Origin of the sequence: Kitasatospora sp. NPDC127111, assembly GCF_042677465.1 — a bacterium.
In the GTDB taxonomy this organism is placed as follows: domain Bacteria; phylum Actinomycetota; class Actinomycetes; order Streptomycetales; family Streptomycetaceae; genus Kitasatospora.
This window is the reverse complement of the sequence record NZ_JBHXTG010000089.1, coordinates 1-14,932: the sequence shown is the minus strand read 5'-3', so window position 1 is coordinate 14,932 and position 14,932 is coordinate 1. Positions and strand designations below refer to the sequence as shown.

The following is a 14,932-nucleotide window of genomic DNA, read 5'->3' as shown; positions in this document are numbered from 1 at the left end:
CCTCCGCCCCCTCCTCGCCCGGCCGCAACGGCGCGGTCAGGTCGTTCCCTCGAAGGTGCCATGCCTCCCACACTCGCCTCCGTCGTCCGCAACACCTCGCTCCATCTGACGGTCCTCGCCGGTGCGGACCATCTGGAGCGGCCGGTCCGCTGGGTGCACACCAGCGAGCTGGACGACCCGACGCCGTTCCTCGAGGGTGGCGAGCTGCTGCTCACCACCGGCATCAAGCTCGGCCGGACCGCCGCCCAGCTGCAGGCGTACGTGCACCGGCTGGCCGATGCGGGCGTGGTGGGGCTGGGTCTGGGGGTGGGGCTGTCGCACACGGAGGTGCCGCAGCCGCTGGTGGACGCGGCGGCGCAGCGCGGGCTGCCGCTGCTGCGGGTGCCGGAACCGACGCCGTTCATCGCGATCAGCAAGGTGGTGTCGGCGGCGCTGGCGGCCGAGCAGTACGAGGCGGTGACGACCAGTTTCGAGGCGCAGGAGGAGCTGACCCGGGCGGCGCTCGGCAAGGACGGCACCACGGCGGTGGTGCGCCGGCTGGCGGCGCGCCTCGGCGGGTGGGCGGCGCTGTACGACGGGTCGGGCGCGTTGTCGGTGGTGGCGCCGGACTGGGCGGCCCGCCGGGCGGGGCGGCTGGCGGCCGAGGTGGACCGGCTGCGGCGGCGGCCGGCGCCGTCGAGCGCCGCGCTGCAGGGGCGTTCGCCGGGGATAGACACGGCCGACGAGGACTACGTGGTGGTCCAGTCGCTGGGGGCGGACCGGCGGGCCCGGGGCTTCCTCGCGGTCGGCACCGAGGACCGGATCACCCCGACCGAGCGGTACGTGCTCAACGCGGCGGTGGCGCTGCTGACCCTCACGCTGGAGCGTTCGCGCGAGCTGCGGCAGGCGGAGGAGCGGATGGGTGCGGCGCTGCTGCGAATGGTGCTGGCGGGCGAGGTGACGACGGCCCGGCTGGTGGCGGCGGGGCTGTTCGGCGGTCTGCCGGAGGGGACGGTCCGGGTCCTGGTGGCGGGTGCCGGTCAGGGTGTGGACGCCGCGGAGGCGCTGGGCGAGCTGGGGGACCGGGCCGAGCAGGCCGGGGCCCGGGTGGGCGAGAAGTTGCTGGTCGCGCGGGAGGACGGCGCGCACGGGGCGCGGTTGATGGTGCTGGCGCTGGACAACGGCGCGGTGCACCGGGCCTGTCTCGGGGCGGTGGAGGAGCACGAGGGGCTGTCGCTGGGCGTCTCGGCGCCGGCCGCGCTGGAGGAGGCCGGGGCGGCGCACGCGCAGGCCGAGCGGGCCTTGGCGGTGGCGCTGCGCGGTGGCCGCCGGTCGGTGGACCACGAGGAGGTCGGCGCGGGTTCGCTGCTGCCGCTGCTGGGCGAGGACGCGGTGACGGCGTTCGCCGAGGGGCTGCTGCGCCCGCTGCGGGAGCACGACCGTACGGCGCGCGGTGACCTGGTGGCCTCGCTGCGGGCGTGGCTCTCCCGACACGGGCAGTGGGACGCGGCCGCCGCCGACCTGGGGGTGCACCGGCACACGCTGCGCTACCGGATGAAGCGGGTGGAGGAGTTGCTGGGCCGCTCGCTGGACGACACCGATGTGCGGATGGAGCTCTGGCTGGCGCTGCGCTCCGGCGAGGAATAGACCCTGGGCCTGGACGGGATGGAGTGGCCGTGGTGGCGAACGCTACTTCGCGGCCAATCCGGCTTGGCGCGCCGTCGCCCTACCCTCGGTTGAGGTTCCACGTCCGTGGGGCCGTGAGGACGACGAGGAGAGGGCCGGTACCACGGTGACCACCACGTACGATTTCTGGCTGGCCGGCCGCCGGGTCAGCGGCGACGCCGAGCTCGAGGTGCACAACAGCTGGGACGGCCGGCTGGTCGGCAAGGTCGGCGTGCCGACCGAGGCCCAGGTCGAGGAGGCGCTGGACGCCGCCGTGGCCGCGCTCCCGGTGTTCGCCGCGACCCCCGCGCACGTGCGCGCCGCCGCGCTGGACCACGTCGCCAAGCGGCTGGCCGAGCGTTCGGAGGAGATCGCCCAGCTGATCACCGCCGAGAACGGCAAGCCGATCAAGTGGGCGCGCGGTGAGGTCGGCCGTGCCGTCTCGGTGTTCCGCTGGGCGGCCGAGGAGGCCCGCCGGACCAACGGCGAGACCATGCGGCTGGACACCGACCCGGGTGGCGTGGGCCGCTTCGCGGTGGTGCGCAAGTTCCCGCGCGGCGTGGTGCTGGGCATCGCCCCGTTCAACTTCCCGCTGAACCTGGTCGCCCACAAGGTCGCCCCGGCGATCGCGGTCGGCGCCCCGATCATCCTCAAGCCGGCTCCGGCCACGCCGCTCTCCGCGATGGTGCTGGGCGAGATCCTGGCCGAGACGGACCTGCCGGCCGGCTCCTGGAGCGTCCTGCCGGTGCCGAACGACCGGATGCCCGCCCTGGTGCAGGACCCGCGTCTGCCGGTGATCTCCTTCACCGGTTCGGACAAGGTCGGCTACCAGATCATGGATTCGGTGCCGCGCAAGCACACCACCCTGGAGCTGGGCGGCAACGCCGCGGCCGTGGTGCTCGCCGACTGGTCCTCCGAGGCCGACCTGGACTGGGCCGCCACCCGGATCGCGATGTTCGCCAACTACCAGGGCGGCCAGTCCTGCATCTCGGTGCAGCGCGTGATCGCCGACGCGTCGGTCTACGACGCGCTGGTGGAGAAGGTCGTGGCCAAGGTCAAGGCCCAGGTCACCGGTGACCCGAACGACGACGCCACCGACGTCGGCCCGCTGGTCGACGAGAACGCCGCCAAGCGGGTGGAGTCCTGGGTGGACGACGCGGTCGCCAAGGGCGCCAAGGTGCTCACCGGCGGTACCCGCGAGGGCGCGACCTACGCCCCGACCGTGCTGGCCGAGCTGCCGGCCGACGCGATCCTGGCCAAGGCCGAGGTGTTCGGCCCGGTCCTGTCGCTGCACAAGGTGGACGGCACCGACGAGGCCTTCGCCGCGGTGAACGACTCCGCCTTCGGTCTGCAGGCCGGCGTGTTCACCCACGACCTGCAGACCGCCTTCCGCGCCCAGCGGGAGCTGGAGGTCGGCGGCGTGATCATCGGTGACGCGCCGTCCTACCGCGCCGACCAGATGCCGTACGGCGGCGTCAAGGACTCCGGCGTCGGCCGCGAGGGCGTCAAGTACGCGATGGACGACTACACCGTCGAGAAGGTCATGGTCCTCACCGGCCTGGACCTCTAGGACGCGGACCACGTCCGAGGGGCCCGGCACCGCGCGGAAGCGGTGCCGGGCCCCTCGGCATGTTCGCGTCGGACGGGGCGGGAGACCGCCCGGGGCCGGACGCCCGCGGGCCGTAGGCGTCCGGGCCGGACGCACGCGGGCCCTCCGCGCCCGGGGCGGGGCGTGCCCGGGTCAGACGTGCCCGGCGGCCGCGGCGACGGCCTCCTCGATCGTCGCGTTGCCGGCGACCAGTTCCAGGGTCTGCCCGGCGGTGCCCGGCTCGTGCAGCAGCGCGGCCAGGACGGCGGCCACGTCGGCCCGGTCGATCGGGCCGCGCCCGACGGAGGGGGCGAGCCGGACCAGGCCGCCGCCGGGGCCGTCGGTGAGCCGGCCGGGCCGCAGCACCGTCCAGTCGAGGGTGGTGCGGGCCCGGACGGCGTCGTCGGCGGCGCCCTTGGCCCGCAGGTAGGTCTCGAACACCGGGTCGGCCCGGTACACCGCGTCGGCTTCGGCGCCCATCGAGGAGATGATCAGGTAGCGCCGGACGCCGGCGAGTTCGGCGGCGTCGGCCAGCAGCACGGCGGCGTCGCGGTCGACGGTGTTCTTGCGGGCGGCGCCGCTGCCCGGTCCGGCGCCGGCGGCGAAGACCACCGCGTCGGCGTCGGTGAGCAGTGCGGCGAGTTCGGTGACGGTGGCGGCCTCCAGGTCGAGCAGCAGCGGCTCGGCGCCGGCGTCCACCAGGTCCTGGGCCTGTTCGGGCCGGCGGATGATCCCGGCGGGCCGGTCGCCGCGCTCGGCGAGCAGCCGCTCCAGCTTGAGTGCGATCTGTCCGTGGCCCCCGGCGATGACGGTGCGCATGGCTCCGACCGTAGCCGCGCGGCGTCCCGGCGTCCTGGGGAGCCCGTCGGGCAGGACACAATGGGCGCATGACTTCGCTCGCCCACCCGCAGCTGCGCTTCACCCCCGTGGTGAAGGACCCCTCCGGCCCCCGGGAGCTGGTGATCCTCGGCTCCACCGGCTCGATCGGTACCCAGGCCATCGACGTGGTGCTCCGCAACCCGGACCGCTTCAGGGTGGTCGCCCTGTCGGCGGCCGGCGGGCGGGTGGAGCTGCTCGCCGAGCAGGCCCTGGAGCTGGGCGTGCACACCGTGGCGGTCGCCGACCCGGCGGCCGAGCCGGCCCTGCGCGAGGCGCTGGCCGCGAAGGCGGCCGGCCGGCCGCTGCCGGCCGTGCTGGCGGGCCCGGACGCGGCCACCGAGCTGGCCGCGATGGAGTGCCACTCGGTGCTGAACGGCATCACCGGCTCGATCGGGCTGCGCCCGACGCTGGCCGCGCTGGAGGCGGGCCGGGTGCTGGTGCTGGCCAACAAGGAGTCGCTGATCGTCGGCGGCCCGCTGGTGAAGGCGGTCGCCCGGCCCGGCCAGATCGTGCCGGTGGACTCCGAGCACGCCGCGCTGTTCCAGGCGCTGGCCGGCGGTACCCGGGCCGAGGTCCGCAAGCTGGTGGTCACCGCGAGCGGCGGCCCGTTCCGCAACCGCAGCCGCGAGCAGCTCGCGGGCGTCACCCCCGAGGACGCGCTGGCGCACCCGACCTGGGCGATGGGCCCGGTGGTGACGATCAACTCCGCCACCCTGGTGAACAAGGGCCTGGAGGTGATCGAGGCGCACCTGCTGTACGACGTGCCGTTCGAGCGGATCGAGGTCGTCGTCCATCCGCAGTCGGTGGTCCACTCGATGGTGGAGTTCACGGACGGCTCCACGCTCGCGCAGGCCAGCCCGCCGGACATGCGGATGCCGATCGCGCTGGGCCTCGGCTGGCCGGACCGGGTGCCGGACGCGGCGCCCGGCTGCGACTGGACCAAGGCCGCCACCTGGGAGTTCTTCCCGCTGGACAACGGGGCTTTCCCGGCGGTCGAGCTGGCCCGCGAGGCGGGTTCGCTCGGCGGCACCGTCCCGGCGGTGTTCAACGCGGCGAACGAGGAGTGCGTGGAGGCCTTCCTGAAGGGCCGCCTCGCTTTCACGGGAATCGTGGACACTGTTGCCAAGGTCGTGGCCGAGCACGGGACGCCCGCTCCGGGAACTTCCCTGACGGTCGAGGACGTCCTGCACGCGGAGGACTGGGCCCGGGCCCGGGCCCGGGAGCTGGCGGCGGGCTGACCCGGCGGCCAGGGGCGCGGCCGGGGACCGGGTGCACGAGACCGGTACCGGCCGTGACAGACCCGGGCGATATCCGGTAGGACAAGAAGATGAGCGGAGCGGCATGACGGAGGATCAGCGGTGGCAACGGTGATGACGGTGGTCGGCATCCTGGTCTTCGCGGTCGGGCTGCTCGTCTCGATCGCCTGGCACGAGCTCGGGCACCTGTCCACGGCCAAGCTGTTCGGCATCCGGGTGCCCCAGTACATGGTCGGCTTCGGCCCGACCGTCTGGTCCCGGAAGAAGGGCGAGACCGAGTACGGCATCAAGGCGATCCCGCTGGGCGGCTACATCCGCATGATCGGGATGTTCCCGCCCGGGGAGGACGGGCGGATCACCAAGCGCAGCAGCTCGCCGTTCCGGACCATGATCGAGGACGCCCGGGAGGCTTCCTACGAGGAGCTCCAGGAGGGTGACGAGCACCGGCTCTTCTACACCCGGAAGCCGTGGAAGCGCGTCATCGTCATGTTCGCCGGGCCGTTCATGAACCTGGTCCTGGCGTTCGGGCTGTTCCTGACCGTCAACATGGGCTTCGGCCAGCCCACCTCGCTGCCGACCATCGGCTCGGTCTCGCAGTGCATCGTCAAGGCCGGCCAGCCGACCGACGTCTGCCCCGCCGACGCGCCGGCGACCCCGGCCCACCAGGTCGGCCTGAAGCAGGGCGACAAGGTGCTCTCCTTCGACGGCGACCGGATCCGCGACTACGAGCAGCTCCAGGCGGACATCCGCAAGTCGGCCGGGAGGACCGTGCCGATCGTGGTCGAGCGGGACGGGCAGCAGCTCACGCTCACCCCCACGATCGCCGTCAACGCGGTGCAGAAGTTCGACGGCAACAACGTGCCGGTCAAGGGCGAGACGGTGGAGGCGGGCTTCCTGGGCTTCACCCCGAAGCGCGCCGTCGTCCAGCAGACCTTCGGGCAGTCCCTCGACCGGATGTACGACATGGGCGAGAACGGGGTGAAGTCGCTGGCCGCGCTGCCCGGCAAGATCCCGGGCCTGTGGAACGCCGTCGTGGACGACGCCCCGCGCGACCCGGACTCGCCGATCGGCATGGTGGGCGCCGCCCGGGTCAGCGGCGAGGTCTTCTCGCTCGACATCCCCGGCAGCCAGCGGATCGCCTTCTTCGTCAACCTGCTGGCCGGGATCAACCTCTCGCTGTTCCTCTTCAACATGCTGCCGCTGCTGCCCCTCGACGGCGGCCACATCGCCGGCGCGGTCTGGGAGTCGGTCCGCCGGCGCTTCGCACAGCTGTTCAAGCGGCCCGACCCGGGCCCGTTCGACGTCGCCCGGCTGATGCCGCTCGCCTACGTGGTGGCCAGCATCTTCATCGGCTTCACCCTGCTCGTGCTGGTCGCCGACCTGGTGAACCCCGTCAAGATCAGCTGACGGTGCGGGCCCGGCTGGTGTGCCCGGGGCCACCACCGTGCCGTACCGTTGGGGCCGGGTGCGCGTTCATCGGCGCGCCCGGCCCCGGCCTTCCCGAACGGCCGGACCGACCACACCTCAACCCCGGGGAACCCTGCGCACATGACCGCGATCTCGCTCGGTATTCCGTCCCTGCCGCTCAAGCCGCTCGCCAAGCGCCGTTACTCCCGGCAGATCATGGTCGGCAACGTGCCGGTCGGCGGCGACGCGCCCGTCTCGGTGCAGTCGATGACCACCACGGTGACCGCGGACATCAACGCCACGCTGCAGCAGATCGCGGAGCTGACCGCGTCCGGCTGCCAGATCGTCCGGGTCGCCTGCCCGTCGCAGGACGACGCCGACGCGCTGCCGATCATCGCGAAGAAGTCGAAGATCCCGGTCATCGCCGACATCCACTTCCAGCCGAAGTACGTCTTCGCCGCGATCGACGCCGGCTGCGCCGCGGTCCGCGTCAACCCGGGCAACATCAAGGCCTTCGACGACAAGGTCGGCGAGATCGCCAAGGCCGCCAAGGACGCCGGGATCCCGATCCGGATCGGCGTCAACGCCGGTTCGCTGGACAAGCGCCTGCTGGAGAAGTACGGCCGGGCCACCCCCGAGGCGCTGGTCGAGTCCGCGCTCTGGGAGTGCTCGCTGTTCGAGGAGCACGACTTCCGCGACATCAAGATCTCGGTCAAGCACAACGACCCGGTCGTGATGATCAACGCCTACCGCCAGCTCGCCGCCGCCTGCGACTACCCGCTGCACCTCGGCGTCACCGAGGCCGGCCCGGCCTTCCAGGGCACCATCAAGTCCGCGGTCGCCTTCGGCGCGCTGCTCGCCGAGGGCATCGGCGACACCATCCGGGTCTCGCTCTCCGCCCCGCCGGCCGAGGAGATCAAGGTCGGCAACCAGATCCTGGAGTCGCTCGGCCTGCGCGAGCGTGGCCTGGAGATCGTCTCCTGCCCGTCCTGCGGCCGCGCCCAGGTCGACGTCTACAAGCTCGCCGAGGAGGTCACCGCAGGCCTGGAGGGCATGGAGGTGCCGCTGCGCGTCGCCGTCATGGGCTGCGTCGTCAACGGCCCGGGCGAGGCCCGCGAGGCCGACCTCGGCGTCGCCTCCGGCAACGGCAAGGGCCAGATCTTCGTCAAGGGCGAGGTCATCAAGACCGTGCCCGAGTCGAAGATCGTCGAGACCCTGATCGAGGAGGCCCTCAAGCTCGCCGAGCAGATGCAGGCCGAGGGCGTCGAGTCCGGTGCCCCGACCGTGACCGCCGCGGAGTGACCGGCGGACCGACGTTTTCCGGAAGCGGGGCCGTCCGTGCGCGGACGGCCCCGCGGCCGTAGCCGGGTGGGGCCACGGAGTAGGGTGCGGCCAGAGTCGTCTCAGTGAGGTGCTGTCTCGATGCTCGATCGAGGTGTGATGCTCCCCAGCTCGTTCCAGGTCGCCCGCGCCCTGGCGACCACGCGTGTCCTGGAGGCCCCCGACCTCGACGACACCCTGGCGCTGCTGCACCGGGACCCGGTCGCCAACGCCTTCGTGGCCACCCGGGTCGAGGCCGTCGGCCTGGACCCCTGGCGCCTCGGCGGCGAGATGTGGGGCTGGTTCGACGAGCACGGCGAACTGGACGCGCTCTGCTACGCCGGCGCCAACCTGGTCCTGGTCAACGCCGGACCGCAGGCCGTCCAGGCCTTCGCCGAACGGGCCCGCCGCCAGGGGCGCCGCTGCTCCTCGATCGTCGGCCCGGCCGAGCCGACCGCCGCGCTCTGGGCCCTGCTGGAGCGCAGCTGGGGACCGGCCCGCGAGGTCCGCGGGCACCAGCCGCTGATGGCCACCAGCGTGCCGTCCGCGGAGGTCCTCCCCGACCCGCTGGTGCGGCGGGTGCTGCGGAACGAGATCGAGACGCTGATGCCGGCCTGCGTGGCGATGTTCACCGAGGAGGTCGGGGTCTCCCCGCTGGCCGGTGACGGCGGACTGCTCTACCAGGCCCGGGTCGCCGAACTGGTCTCCACCGGGCGCTCGTTCGCCCGGTTCACCGAGGACGGCCAGGTGGTCTTCAAGGCCGAGATCGGCGCCGTCACCGAGGGCGCCTGCCAGATCCAGGGCGTCTGGGTCGACCCCGCGTACCGGGGCCAGGGGCTCTCCGAGACCGGCATGGCCGCCGTCCTCGACATCGCCCTGCGCGAGGTCGCCCCGGTGGTCTCGCTCTACGTCAACGACTACAACCTGCGGGCCCGCGCCGCCTACCGCCGGGTCGGCTTCCGCGAGGTCGGCGCCTTCATGAGCGTGCTGTTCTGATCTCCGCCCGCGGGCGGGCCGGACGGGTAGTAACGTCCGGGGCATGGATCAGCTGACCGGGGTGACGATCGAGGCCATCGACCTTGCGGCCTGGGCACCGCAGGCGCTCGACGTGCAGGCGGTGGCGTTCGGGCTGACGCCCGAGGAGGTCATGGTCCGGCTGCACATCGTCGGGCGGCACGCGCAGCAGCCCGGGGTGATCGCCCTGGGCGCGCTGAGCGACGGCCGGCTGGTCGGCTTCGGGTACGGCATGCCCAACCGCCGTGAGCACTGGTGGAGCACGGTGATCCAGCCCTACCTGGAGGCCCGCGGGTACGGGGACTGGCTGGACGGGGTCTTCGCGATCACCGAACTGCACGTGCTGCCCGAGTTCCAGGGCCAGGGCATCGGCTCCACCCTGATCCGGAGCCTGTGCGAGCGCTCCGGGCTGAGCCGCAGCATCCTGTCCGCCATCGACGCCGAGACGCCGGCCCGCCGGCTCTACCGGTCGCTCGGCTACCGCGACCTCGCCCGCGCGGTGCACTTCCCGAACACCGAGCGCCTCTACGCCGTGATGGGCGCCCCGCTGCCGCTGCTGCGGCCGCCGGCGGCTCAGAGCGCGCCGGCGAACTCCAGGTAGAGCTCGGCGTCCGCGCGGCGGCCCGCCGCCAGCGCGCGCAGGCCGAGGTCGGCCGCGCGGAACAGCGTCCAGCCGCGCAGCCGCTCGCGGTCCACCTCCAGGGCGTCGGACAGCTGGTGCAGCCGGCGGCGGACGGCGGCCGGCACGCCGGGGGAGCCGACCAGGGTGTCCGCGCGGTCCAGGGCCAGCCGTGCCAGGTCGTACGCGCGCTCGCCGGTCAGCGGTCGGGGGTCGATCACCAGCCAGGGCGCGCGGTCGGCGGCCAGCACGTTGCCGTGGTGGAAGTCGCCGTGCAGCAGGAAGGTCTCGGTGGCGGAGCCGAGCAGGCCCTCGGCGGCGGCCACGGCCTCGTCGACCAGCGCGGCCGCCCCGTCGGCGCCGGGCAGGTCGCGGTGGCGGCGCAGGCGGTCGGCGGTGGCGGCGGCCCGGTCGGCGAGCGGCTGGAAGCGGTGGCCCGCGGGCGGCTCCACCCAGAGCCGGTGCAGCAGGCTGGTGGCCTCCAGCATCGCCTTCGGCTCGGCCAGCGAGCGCAGCGGGATGTCCCCGTGCAGCCGCTCCAGGAGCAGCACCCCCCGGGCCGGGTCGGCGGCCAGCAGCAGGACGGCGCCGCGGCCCGCCCAGTGCGTGAGGGCGGCGTGCTCCTGGGCGGTCTCGGGGGTGACCAGGCCGGCCTTGAGGACGGCCGGGCTGAGGTCGTCGCGGTGGACGTAGCCGACCAGGCTCAGGCTGCCCCCGGGGTCGAGCACCCGCTCCAGGGTGAGGTCCCAGTGGGCCAGGTGTTCGGCGACCAGGGCGGGCAGCTCCGCCAGCCACCTCCGCCCGTCCTCGTCCGTGCCGACGCCGCGCGCCAGCCACTCGGGGACGGTGATCTGCCCTGCTGCTCCCGACATGCCGGCCTTCCGGTTGACGCTCCCCCGTGGTGCTACCCGTCCATTGTCGGCCATGGCGGCGAAACCGCAGGTCAGCGACGCGATTGCGCAGGTCAGCGGGACGCGGGCCGTCGGGCCGCGTCAGGCGGTGGGAGCCTGCGGGGTCGGGCAGGCCGGGGAAGGGCGTGGTGGCGGCACCCCGGTGGTGGGTGCGTGGGGCGCACTCGCGCGGGGCGTCAGCCGCGTCAGCCGGTCGGGGCGGCGGCGGGGGTGCCCGTGGGGGTGGTCGCGGGGTCGGGCAGGCCGGGGAAGGGCGTGGTGGCGGCGCCCCAGCGGCGGGCGCGCAGGGCGCACTCGCGCAGCGCGTCGGCGGCGGTGCCGCGCTGGGTGCCGGTGACGGCGGCGACCAGGTCGGCGTAGACGGCGGTGAGCCGGGTCTCGATGTGGGCGGCGAGCCGCCCGGCGCCGGCCGCGTCGGTGACGGCGAACGGCAGCTGGTACCCGGCGGCGGCCGCGCTCGGGGTGGCGGCGGCCCCGGCGAGCAGCCGCTGCCAGGCGTCCCGCCGGGCCTGGTGGGCGGCGTAGGCGGCGCGGGCGTCGGTGCGCTGCTGGTCCTCCGGGAGCCGGGCGCCCACGACGCCGTAGCCGTAGACCGCGGCGTGCTCGGCGCTCAGCGCGCCCTGGAACGCCGTGACGGCCTCCGGGCCGAGGGCTGCCGCACCGGCCGGGCCCGACGACGAGCCGGACGCCGCAGCGGTGGGGGAGCCGGAGGGCGTGCCCGGGGCGGCGGAGGCGGCGGAGGAGGCGGTAGCCGTGTCGCCGGGCGCGGGGGCCGGGACGGTCGCCGGGGCGGTGTCGCCGAGGGCGACCGCGTGCAGCACCCCGGCCGCGGAGACCGAGGCCAGCAGCCGGGCCAGCTGCGGCGAGGCGGCGCCGAGGTCGGCGAGCCGGGCCTGCGCCGTCTGCCGCTCCAGCGAGGCGAGCGCGGCGGTGCTGGCGACCGCCGGACCGCCAGTCGTCGCCGGGGCGGAGCCGGAGGCCTGGGCTGCCGACCCGGACGCGGACGCGGACGCGGAGGAGGCGGTGGAGGGCGAGGCCGCCGGCAGCCCGGCCGCCAGCGCGGCCCGGTGCTGGACCACCTCGGCCCGCAGCGGCTGGAGCAGCGCGGCCTGCCCGGCGCCCGGCCCGGCCAGCAGCGCGTCGTACCCGGCGAGCAGGGTGTCGGTGGCGGTGACCGCGCGCAGCCGGACCGGCTCGTCCGGGTCGGGGCGGCGGTGCTCGCCCTCCTGCCCCTCCCGGTCGTCGTGCGCGTCGGTGCAGGCGGTGAGCGCGCCGCCCGCGGTGATGAGCAGCCCTAGGGCCAGGAAGGTCCGTCGGCTGGGCGGCTGCATCGGTGTCACTCCGGGGCGTGTACGGGAGGACGGCCTGCCCGCCTGCCCTCGTTGGCGTGAATGATTACAGAATCCCCACGTCCGCGGGGATGGGTCGGGTAGTGCGGATCCGGGCCCGGGGGGTGTGACCTTGCTCGCAGTGGGTGTCGCGCGGGCGCCCGGGCGAGGTGCGGAATCGGTGGTTGGCGGCATCACCGGATAGGCTTTGGGCCGAGCTGCCGCGACCCGGCCTGCGCCGGACCGGCGCCAGGGGGCGCGGTGACCCCCTCCTGACAACAGCAGACGCGGCCGAGGAGTCCACCCGGATGAGCACCACCCACATCGACCGGCTGCGCGCGTTGCTGGAGCCGCTGGCCGCCCAGGCGGGCCTCGACCTGGAGGACGTGAAGGTCACCCAGGCGGGCAGCCGCCGCCAGGTGCAGATCGACGTGGACGCCGACGGCGGCGTCGACCTGGACACCATCGCCGAGTTCAGCCGGGTGGTCGGCGAGGCGCTGGACGAGTCCGACGTGATGGGTGCCGGCGCGTACGTGCTGGAGGTCGGCTCGCCGGGTGCCGAGCGCCCGCTGAGCGAGCCGCGCCACTGGCGCCGCGCCGAGGGCCGGCTGGCCAAGGTCAACCTGGTCGACGGCGGGGAGATCGTCGCCCGGGTGCTGGAGGCGGACGAGGACGGCGCGCTGGTCGAGGTGCAGCCGGTGAAGGGCCGCGGCCGGGCCAAGGAGCGCCGGCTGGAGTACACCGAGGTGGCCAAGGCGCGCGTCCAGGTGGAGTTCAACCGCAAGGACGACAAGCTCCTCGACGAGGCCCCGGACTTCGCGGACGACGACGCCTCCGACGAGGGGGACGACGGTGCGGAGTGAGGTCCCCCCGCACCGGGTGGAGCCCGCCCGGGCCATGAGCCGCAGCAACATGAACGTGACGAAAGACGAGGAGGCGTAGCCGTGGACATCGACATGAGTGCCCTGCGCACGCTGGTCAACGAGAAGAACATCCCCTTCGACCTGCTGGTCGAGTCCATCGAGTCGGCCCTCCTCACCGCGTACCACCGCACCGAGGGCTCGCGCCGCCGCGCCCGGGTGCACCTGGACCGCAAGACCGGCCACGTCACCGTGTGGGCCATGGAGGACCCGGCGGAGCTGGACGAGGGCGTCGAGCCGAAGGAGTTCGACGACACCCCGAGCGGCTTCGGCCGGATCGCGTCCAGCATCGGCATCCAGGTGATGATGCAGCGCCTGCGCGACGCCGCCGACGACCAGACCTTCGGCGAGTACGCGGGCAAGGAGGGCGACATCGTCACCGGTGTCGTCCAGCAGGGCAACGACCCGAAGAACGTGCTGGTCGACATCGGCAAGCTGGAGGCCATCCTGCCGCCGCAGGAGCAGGTCCCGGGCGAGGACTACCGGCACGGCACCCGGCTCAAGTGCTACGTCGTGGCGGTGCGCCGGGGTGTCCGCGGCGCGTCCGTGACGCTCTCCCGCACGCACCCCAGCCTGGTGAAGAAGCTGTTCGCGCTGGAGGTCCCGGAGATCGCGGACGGCAGCGTGGAGATCGCGGCGATCGCCCGCGAGGCCGGCCACCGCACCAAGATCGCGGTCTGGTCGCGCCGGGCCGGGCTGAACGCCAAGGGTGCCTGCATCGGCCCGATGGGCAGCCGGGTGCGCGCGGTGATGGGCGAGCTGCACGGCGAGAAGATCGACATCGTCGACTGGTCGGAGGACCCGCGCGAGATGGTCGCCGCGGCGCTGTCCCCCGCACGGGTGACCAGCGTGGAGATCGTCGACGCCGCCCAGCGCTCCGCGCGGGTGATCGTGCCCGACTACCAGCTGTCGCTGGCGATCGGCAAGGAGGGGCAGAACGCCCGTCTGGCCGCACGCCTCACCGGCTGGCGGATCGACATCCGGCCGGACACCGAGGGGCAGCCCGAGGCCGCCGGCCGTCCCGCGGACCAGTAGATCAGCGTTGTTCCGAGCTCCCCGCCGTTCCACCCCGGTTCGGCGGGGCGGCGCCATGTCCCTTCGGAGGGGTAGACTTGCCTTCGTCTGGCCGGACGCATGTCCGAGCACGCCCGGAACGCACCTGCGTGGGCTGCCGCAAGCGCGCGGCCAAGCACCAGCTGTTGCGTGTCACGGCGGTCGAGGGCGTCTGCGTCCCTGATCCCCGTGGCGCACTGCCGGGCCGGGGCGCGTACCTGCACCCCGATCCGGCCTGCCTCGACCTCGCGGTCCGCCGCCGGGCGTTCCCCCGGGCCTTCCGGCTCCAGGGCACACTCGACACCGAGCGGCTCCGCGAGTACATCGAGGAGCGGGCAGGCGGCACCCCGGCGCCCTGAGCTTCCTCAGGCCGGCCCGGTGGGCGCCTCCCGTGACAGCCGTCGCCCCGGGCGGCGGAGAACCACCGCAACAAGCACAGTGCGCGGGCAGCCGCGCGCCGTGCCACCAGTCAGGTACCTCGCGATGTGGAAGTAGGTCGAGATTGCGATGAGCACTCGATGAGTACGCGATGAGTACGCGATGGGTACGCCCATGAAGTAGCGACAGTCCGGCGGACGAGACCCCCCGGACTCATAGACAGGAGTGAAGTGGCTAAGGTCCGGGTTTACGAACTCGCCAAGGAGCTTGGCTTGGAGAGCAAGGCCGTCATGGCCAAGCTGACCGAGCTCGGTGAGTTCGTCCGTTCGGCGTCCTCGACGATCGAGGCGCCGGTCGTGCGCAAGTTGACTGACGCTCTGGGAGTGGCCCCCACCGGTGGTGGTTCCGCTGCCAAGCCTGGCCCGCGGAAGCCCGCGGCGCCCCAGCCCGCCGGCGGTGCCGCCGGCGCGGCCGCACCCAAGCCGGGTGCCCCGACCCCGGGTCCGCGCCCCGCCGCGGCCCCTGGTCCCCGTCCGACCCCCGCCGCCGCGGCGCCTTCCGCCCCGGCCGCGACCCCCGCCGCCCCGCGTCCCGCGGGCGCGCCGACCCCGGGCC

The 14,932-nt window shown here is 74.1% G+C and carries 13 protein-coding genes and 1 pseudogene; 11 read left to right on the top strand and 3 right to left on the bottom strand.

From position 1 onward, the window contains the following. Nucleotides 1-60 precede the first annotated feature (60 nt). Nucleotides 61-1,626, top strand: coding sequence for a PucR family transcriptional regulator (locus ACFVHB_RS35210; protein WP_380330444.1), 1,566 nt, complete (start codon nucleotides 61-63; stop codon nucleotides 1,624-1,626). 145 nt (nucleotides 1,627-1,771) lie between these two features. Continuing rightward, nucleotides 1,772-3,214 carry an aldehyde dehydrogenase family protein gene (locus tag ACFVHB_RS35205; protein ID WP_380330441.1) on the top strand — a complete coding sequence of 481 codons (1,443 nt, stop codon included), beginning with the start codon at nucleotides 1,772-1,774 and terminating at the stop codon, nucleotides 3,212-3,214. Nucleotides 3,215-3,385: 171 nt separating this feature from the next. Here the strand turns inward: ACFVHB_RS35205 and ACFVHB_RS35200 are convergent, their stop codons facing one another. Beyond that, nucleotides 3,386-4,051 carry an NAD(P)-binding oxidoreductase gene (locus tag ACFVHB_RS35200; protein WP_380330438.1) on the bottom strand — a complete coding sequence of 222 codons (666 nt, stop codon included), beginning with the start codon at nucleotides 4,049-4,051 and terminating at the stop codon, nucleotides 3,386-3,388. Between the two features lie 68 nt (nucleotides 4,052-4,119). Between ACFVHB_RS35200 and dxr the strand changes: the two genes are divergently transcribed. The 5 genes from dxr (at nucleotide 4,120) to ACFVHB_RS35175 (ending at nucleotide 9,709) form a co-directional block, all read left to right on the top strand. After that, a complete protein-coding gene (gene dxr, locus ACFVHB_RS35195) occupies nucleotides 4,120-5,349 on the top strand; it encodes a 1-deoxy-D-xylulose-5-phosphate reductoisomerase (RefSeq protein ID WP_380330435.1) in 1,230 nt (409 codons plus the stop codon). Nucleotides 5,350-5,469: 120 nt separating this feature from the next. Further along, on the top strand, nucleotides 5,470-6,774 hold the full coding sequence (locus ACFVHB_RS35190; RefSeq protein WP_380330432.1) for a M50 family metallopeptidase: 1,305 nt from the start codon (nucleotides 5,470-5,472) through the stop codon (nucleotides 6,772-6,774). A gap of 141 nt (nucleotides 6,775-6,915) precedes the next feature. Next, nucleotides 6,916-8,076, top strand: a complete 1,161-nt coding sequence (gene ispG, locus ACFVHB_RS35185; RefSeq protein ID WP_313763827.1) for a flavodoxin-dependent (E)-4-hydroxy-3-methylbut-2-enyl-diphosphate synthase — start codon at nucleotides 6,916-6,918, stop codon at nucleotides 8,074-8,076. A gap of 138 nt (nucleotides 8,077-8,214) precedes the next feature. Continuing rightward, nucleotides 8,215-9,090, top strand: coding sequence for a GNAT family N-acetyltransferase (locus tag ACFVHB_RS35180; protein WP_380330485.1), 876 nt, complete (start codon nucleotides 8,215-8,217; stop codon nucleotides 9,088-9,090). Between the two features lie 43 nt (nucleotides 9,091-9,133). Beyond that, nucleotides 9,134-9,709 (top strand): GNAT family N-acetyltransferase, encoded by a 576-nt coding sequence (locus ACFVHB_RS35175; protein ID WP_380330429.1) that lies wholly within the window; start codon nucleotides 9,134-9,136, stop codon nucleotides 9,707-9,709. On the opposite strand, the gene ACFVHB_RS35170 is transcribed toward ACFVHB_RS35175, so the two are convergent. Continuing rightward, nucleotides 9,682-10,599: an aminoglycoside phosphotransferase family protein gene (locus tag ACFVHB_RS35170; RefSeq protein ID WP_380330426.1), complete on the bottom strand. Its 918-nt coding sequence runs from the start codon at nucleotides 10,597-10,599 to the stop codon at nucleotides 9,682-9,684. The two genes, ACFVHB_RS35175 and ACFVHB_RS35170, sit on opposite strands and share 28 nt — an antisense overlap. A gap of 224 nt (nucleotides 10,600-10,823) precedes the next feature. Next, nucleotides 10,824-11,273: pseudogene (locus ACFVHB_RS35165) on the bottom strand (ferritin-like domain-containing protein); the annotation flags it as partial. A 1,001-nt stretch (nucleotides 11,274-12,274) separates the two neighbouring features. Between ACFVHB_RS35165 and rimP the strand changes: the two are divergent. The 4 genes from rimP to ACFVHB_RS35145 form a co-directional block, all read left to right on the top strand. Beyond that, on the top strand, nucleotides 12,275-12,829 hold the full coding sequence (rimP, locus tag ACFVHB_RS35160) for a ribosome maturation factor RimP (RefSeq protein ID WP_380330423.1): 555 nt from the start codon (nucleotides 12,275-12,277) through the stop codon (nucleotides 12,827-12,829). An 81-nt stretch (nucleotides 12,830-12,910) separates the two neighbouring features. After that, complete coding sequence (gene nusA, locus ACFVHB_RS35155; protein WP_380330420.1) at nucleotides 12,911-13,921, top strand: transcription termination factor NusA; 1,011 nt, start codon at nucleotides 12,911-12,913, stop codon at nucleotides 13,919-13,921. A 128-nt stretch (nucleotides 13,922-14,049) separates the two neighbouring features. Then, nucleotides 14,050-14,298, top strand: a complete 249-nt coding sequence (locus ACFVHB_RS35150; RefSeq protein WP_380330417.1) for a YlxR family protein — start codon at nucleotides 14,050-14,052, stop codon at nucleotides 14,296-14,298. A 249-nt stretch (nucleotides 14,299-14,547) separates the two neighbouring features. Further along, nucleotides 14,548-14,932 (top strand): translation initiation factor IF-2 N-terminal domain-containing protein (locus ACFVHB_RS35145; RefSeq protein ID WP_380330414.1); only part of this gene is annotated, 385 nt, incomplete at its 3' end.

Bases quoted from the DNA above. Each gene is read 5' to 3' on its own strand.
- ispG (WP_313763827.1), top strand. From the start codon at position 6,916: ATGACCGCGATCTCGCTCGGTATTCCGTCCCTGCCGCTCAAGCCGCTC.
- dxr (WP_380330435.1), top strand. From the start codon at position 4,120: ATGACTTCGCTCGCCCACCCGCAGCTGCGCTTCACCCCCGTGGTGAAG.
- ACFVHB_RS35175 (WP_380330429.1), top strand. From the start codon at position 9,134: ATGGATCAGCTGACCGGGGTGACGATCGAGGCCATCGACCTTGCGGCC.
- rimP (WP_380330423.1), top strand. From the start codon at position 12,275: ATGAGCACCACCCACATCGACCGGCTGCGCGCGTTGCTGGAGCCGCTG.
- ACFVHB_RS35200 (WP_380330438.1), bottom strand. From the start codon at position 4,051: ATGCGCACCGTCATCGCCGGGGGCCACGGACAGATCGCACTCAAGCTG.
- ACFVHB_RS35180 (WP_380330485.1), top strand. From the start codon at position 8,215: ATGCTCCCCAGCTCGTTCCAGGTCGCCCGCGCCCTGGCGACCACGCGT.
- ACFVHB_RS35170 (WP_380330426.1), bottom strand. From the start codon at position 10,599: ATGTCGGGAGCAGCAGGGCAGATCACCGTCCCCGAGTGGCTGGCGCGC.
- ACFVHB_RS35210 (WP_380330444.1), top strand. From the start codon at position 61: ATGCCTCCCACACTCGCCTCCGTCGTCCGCAACACCTCGCTCCATCTG.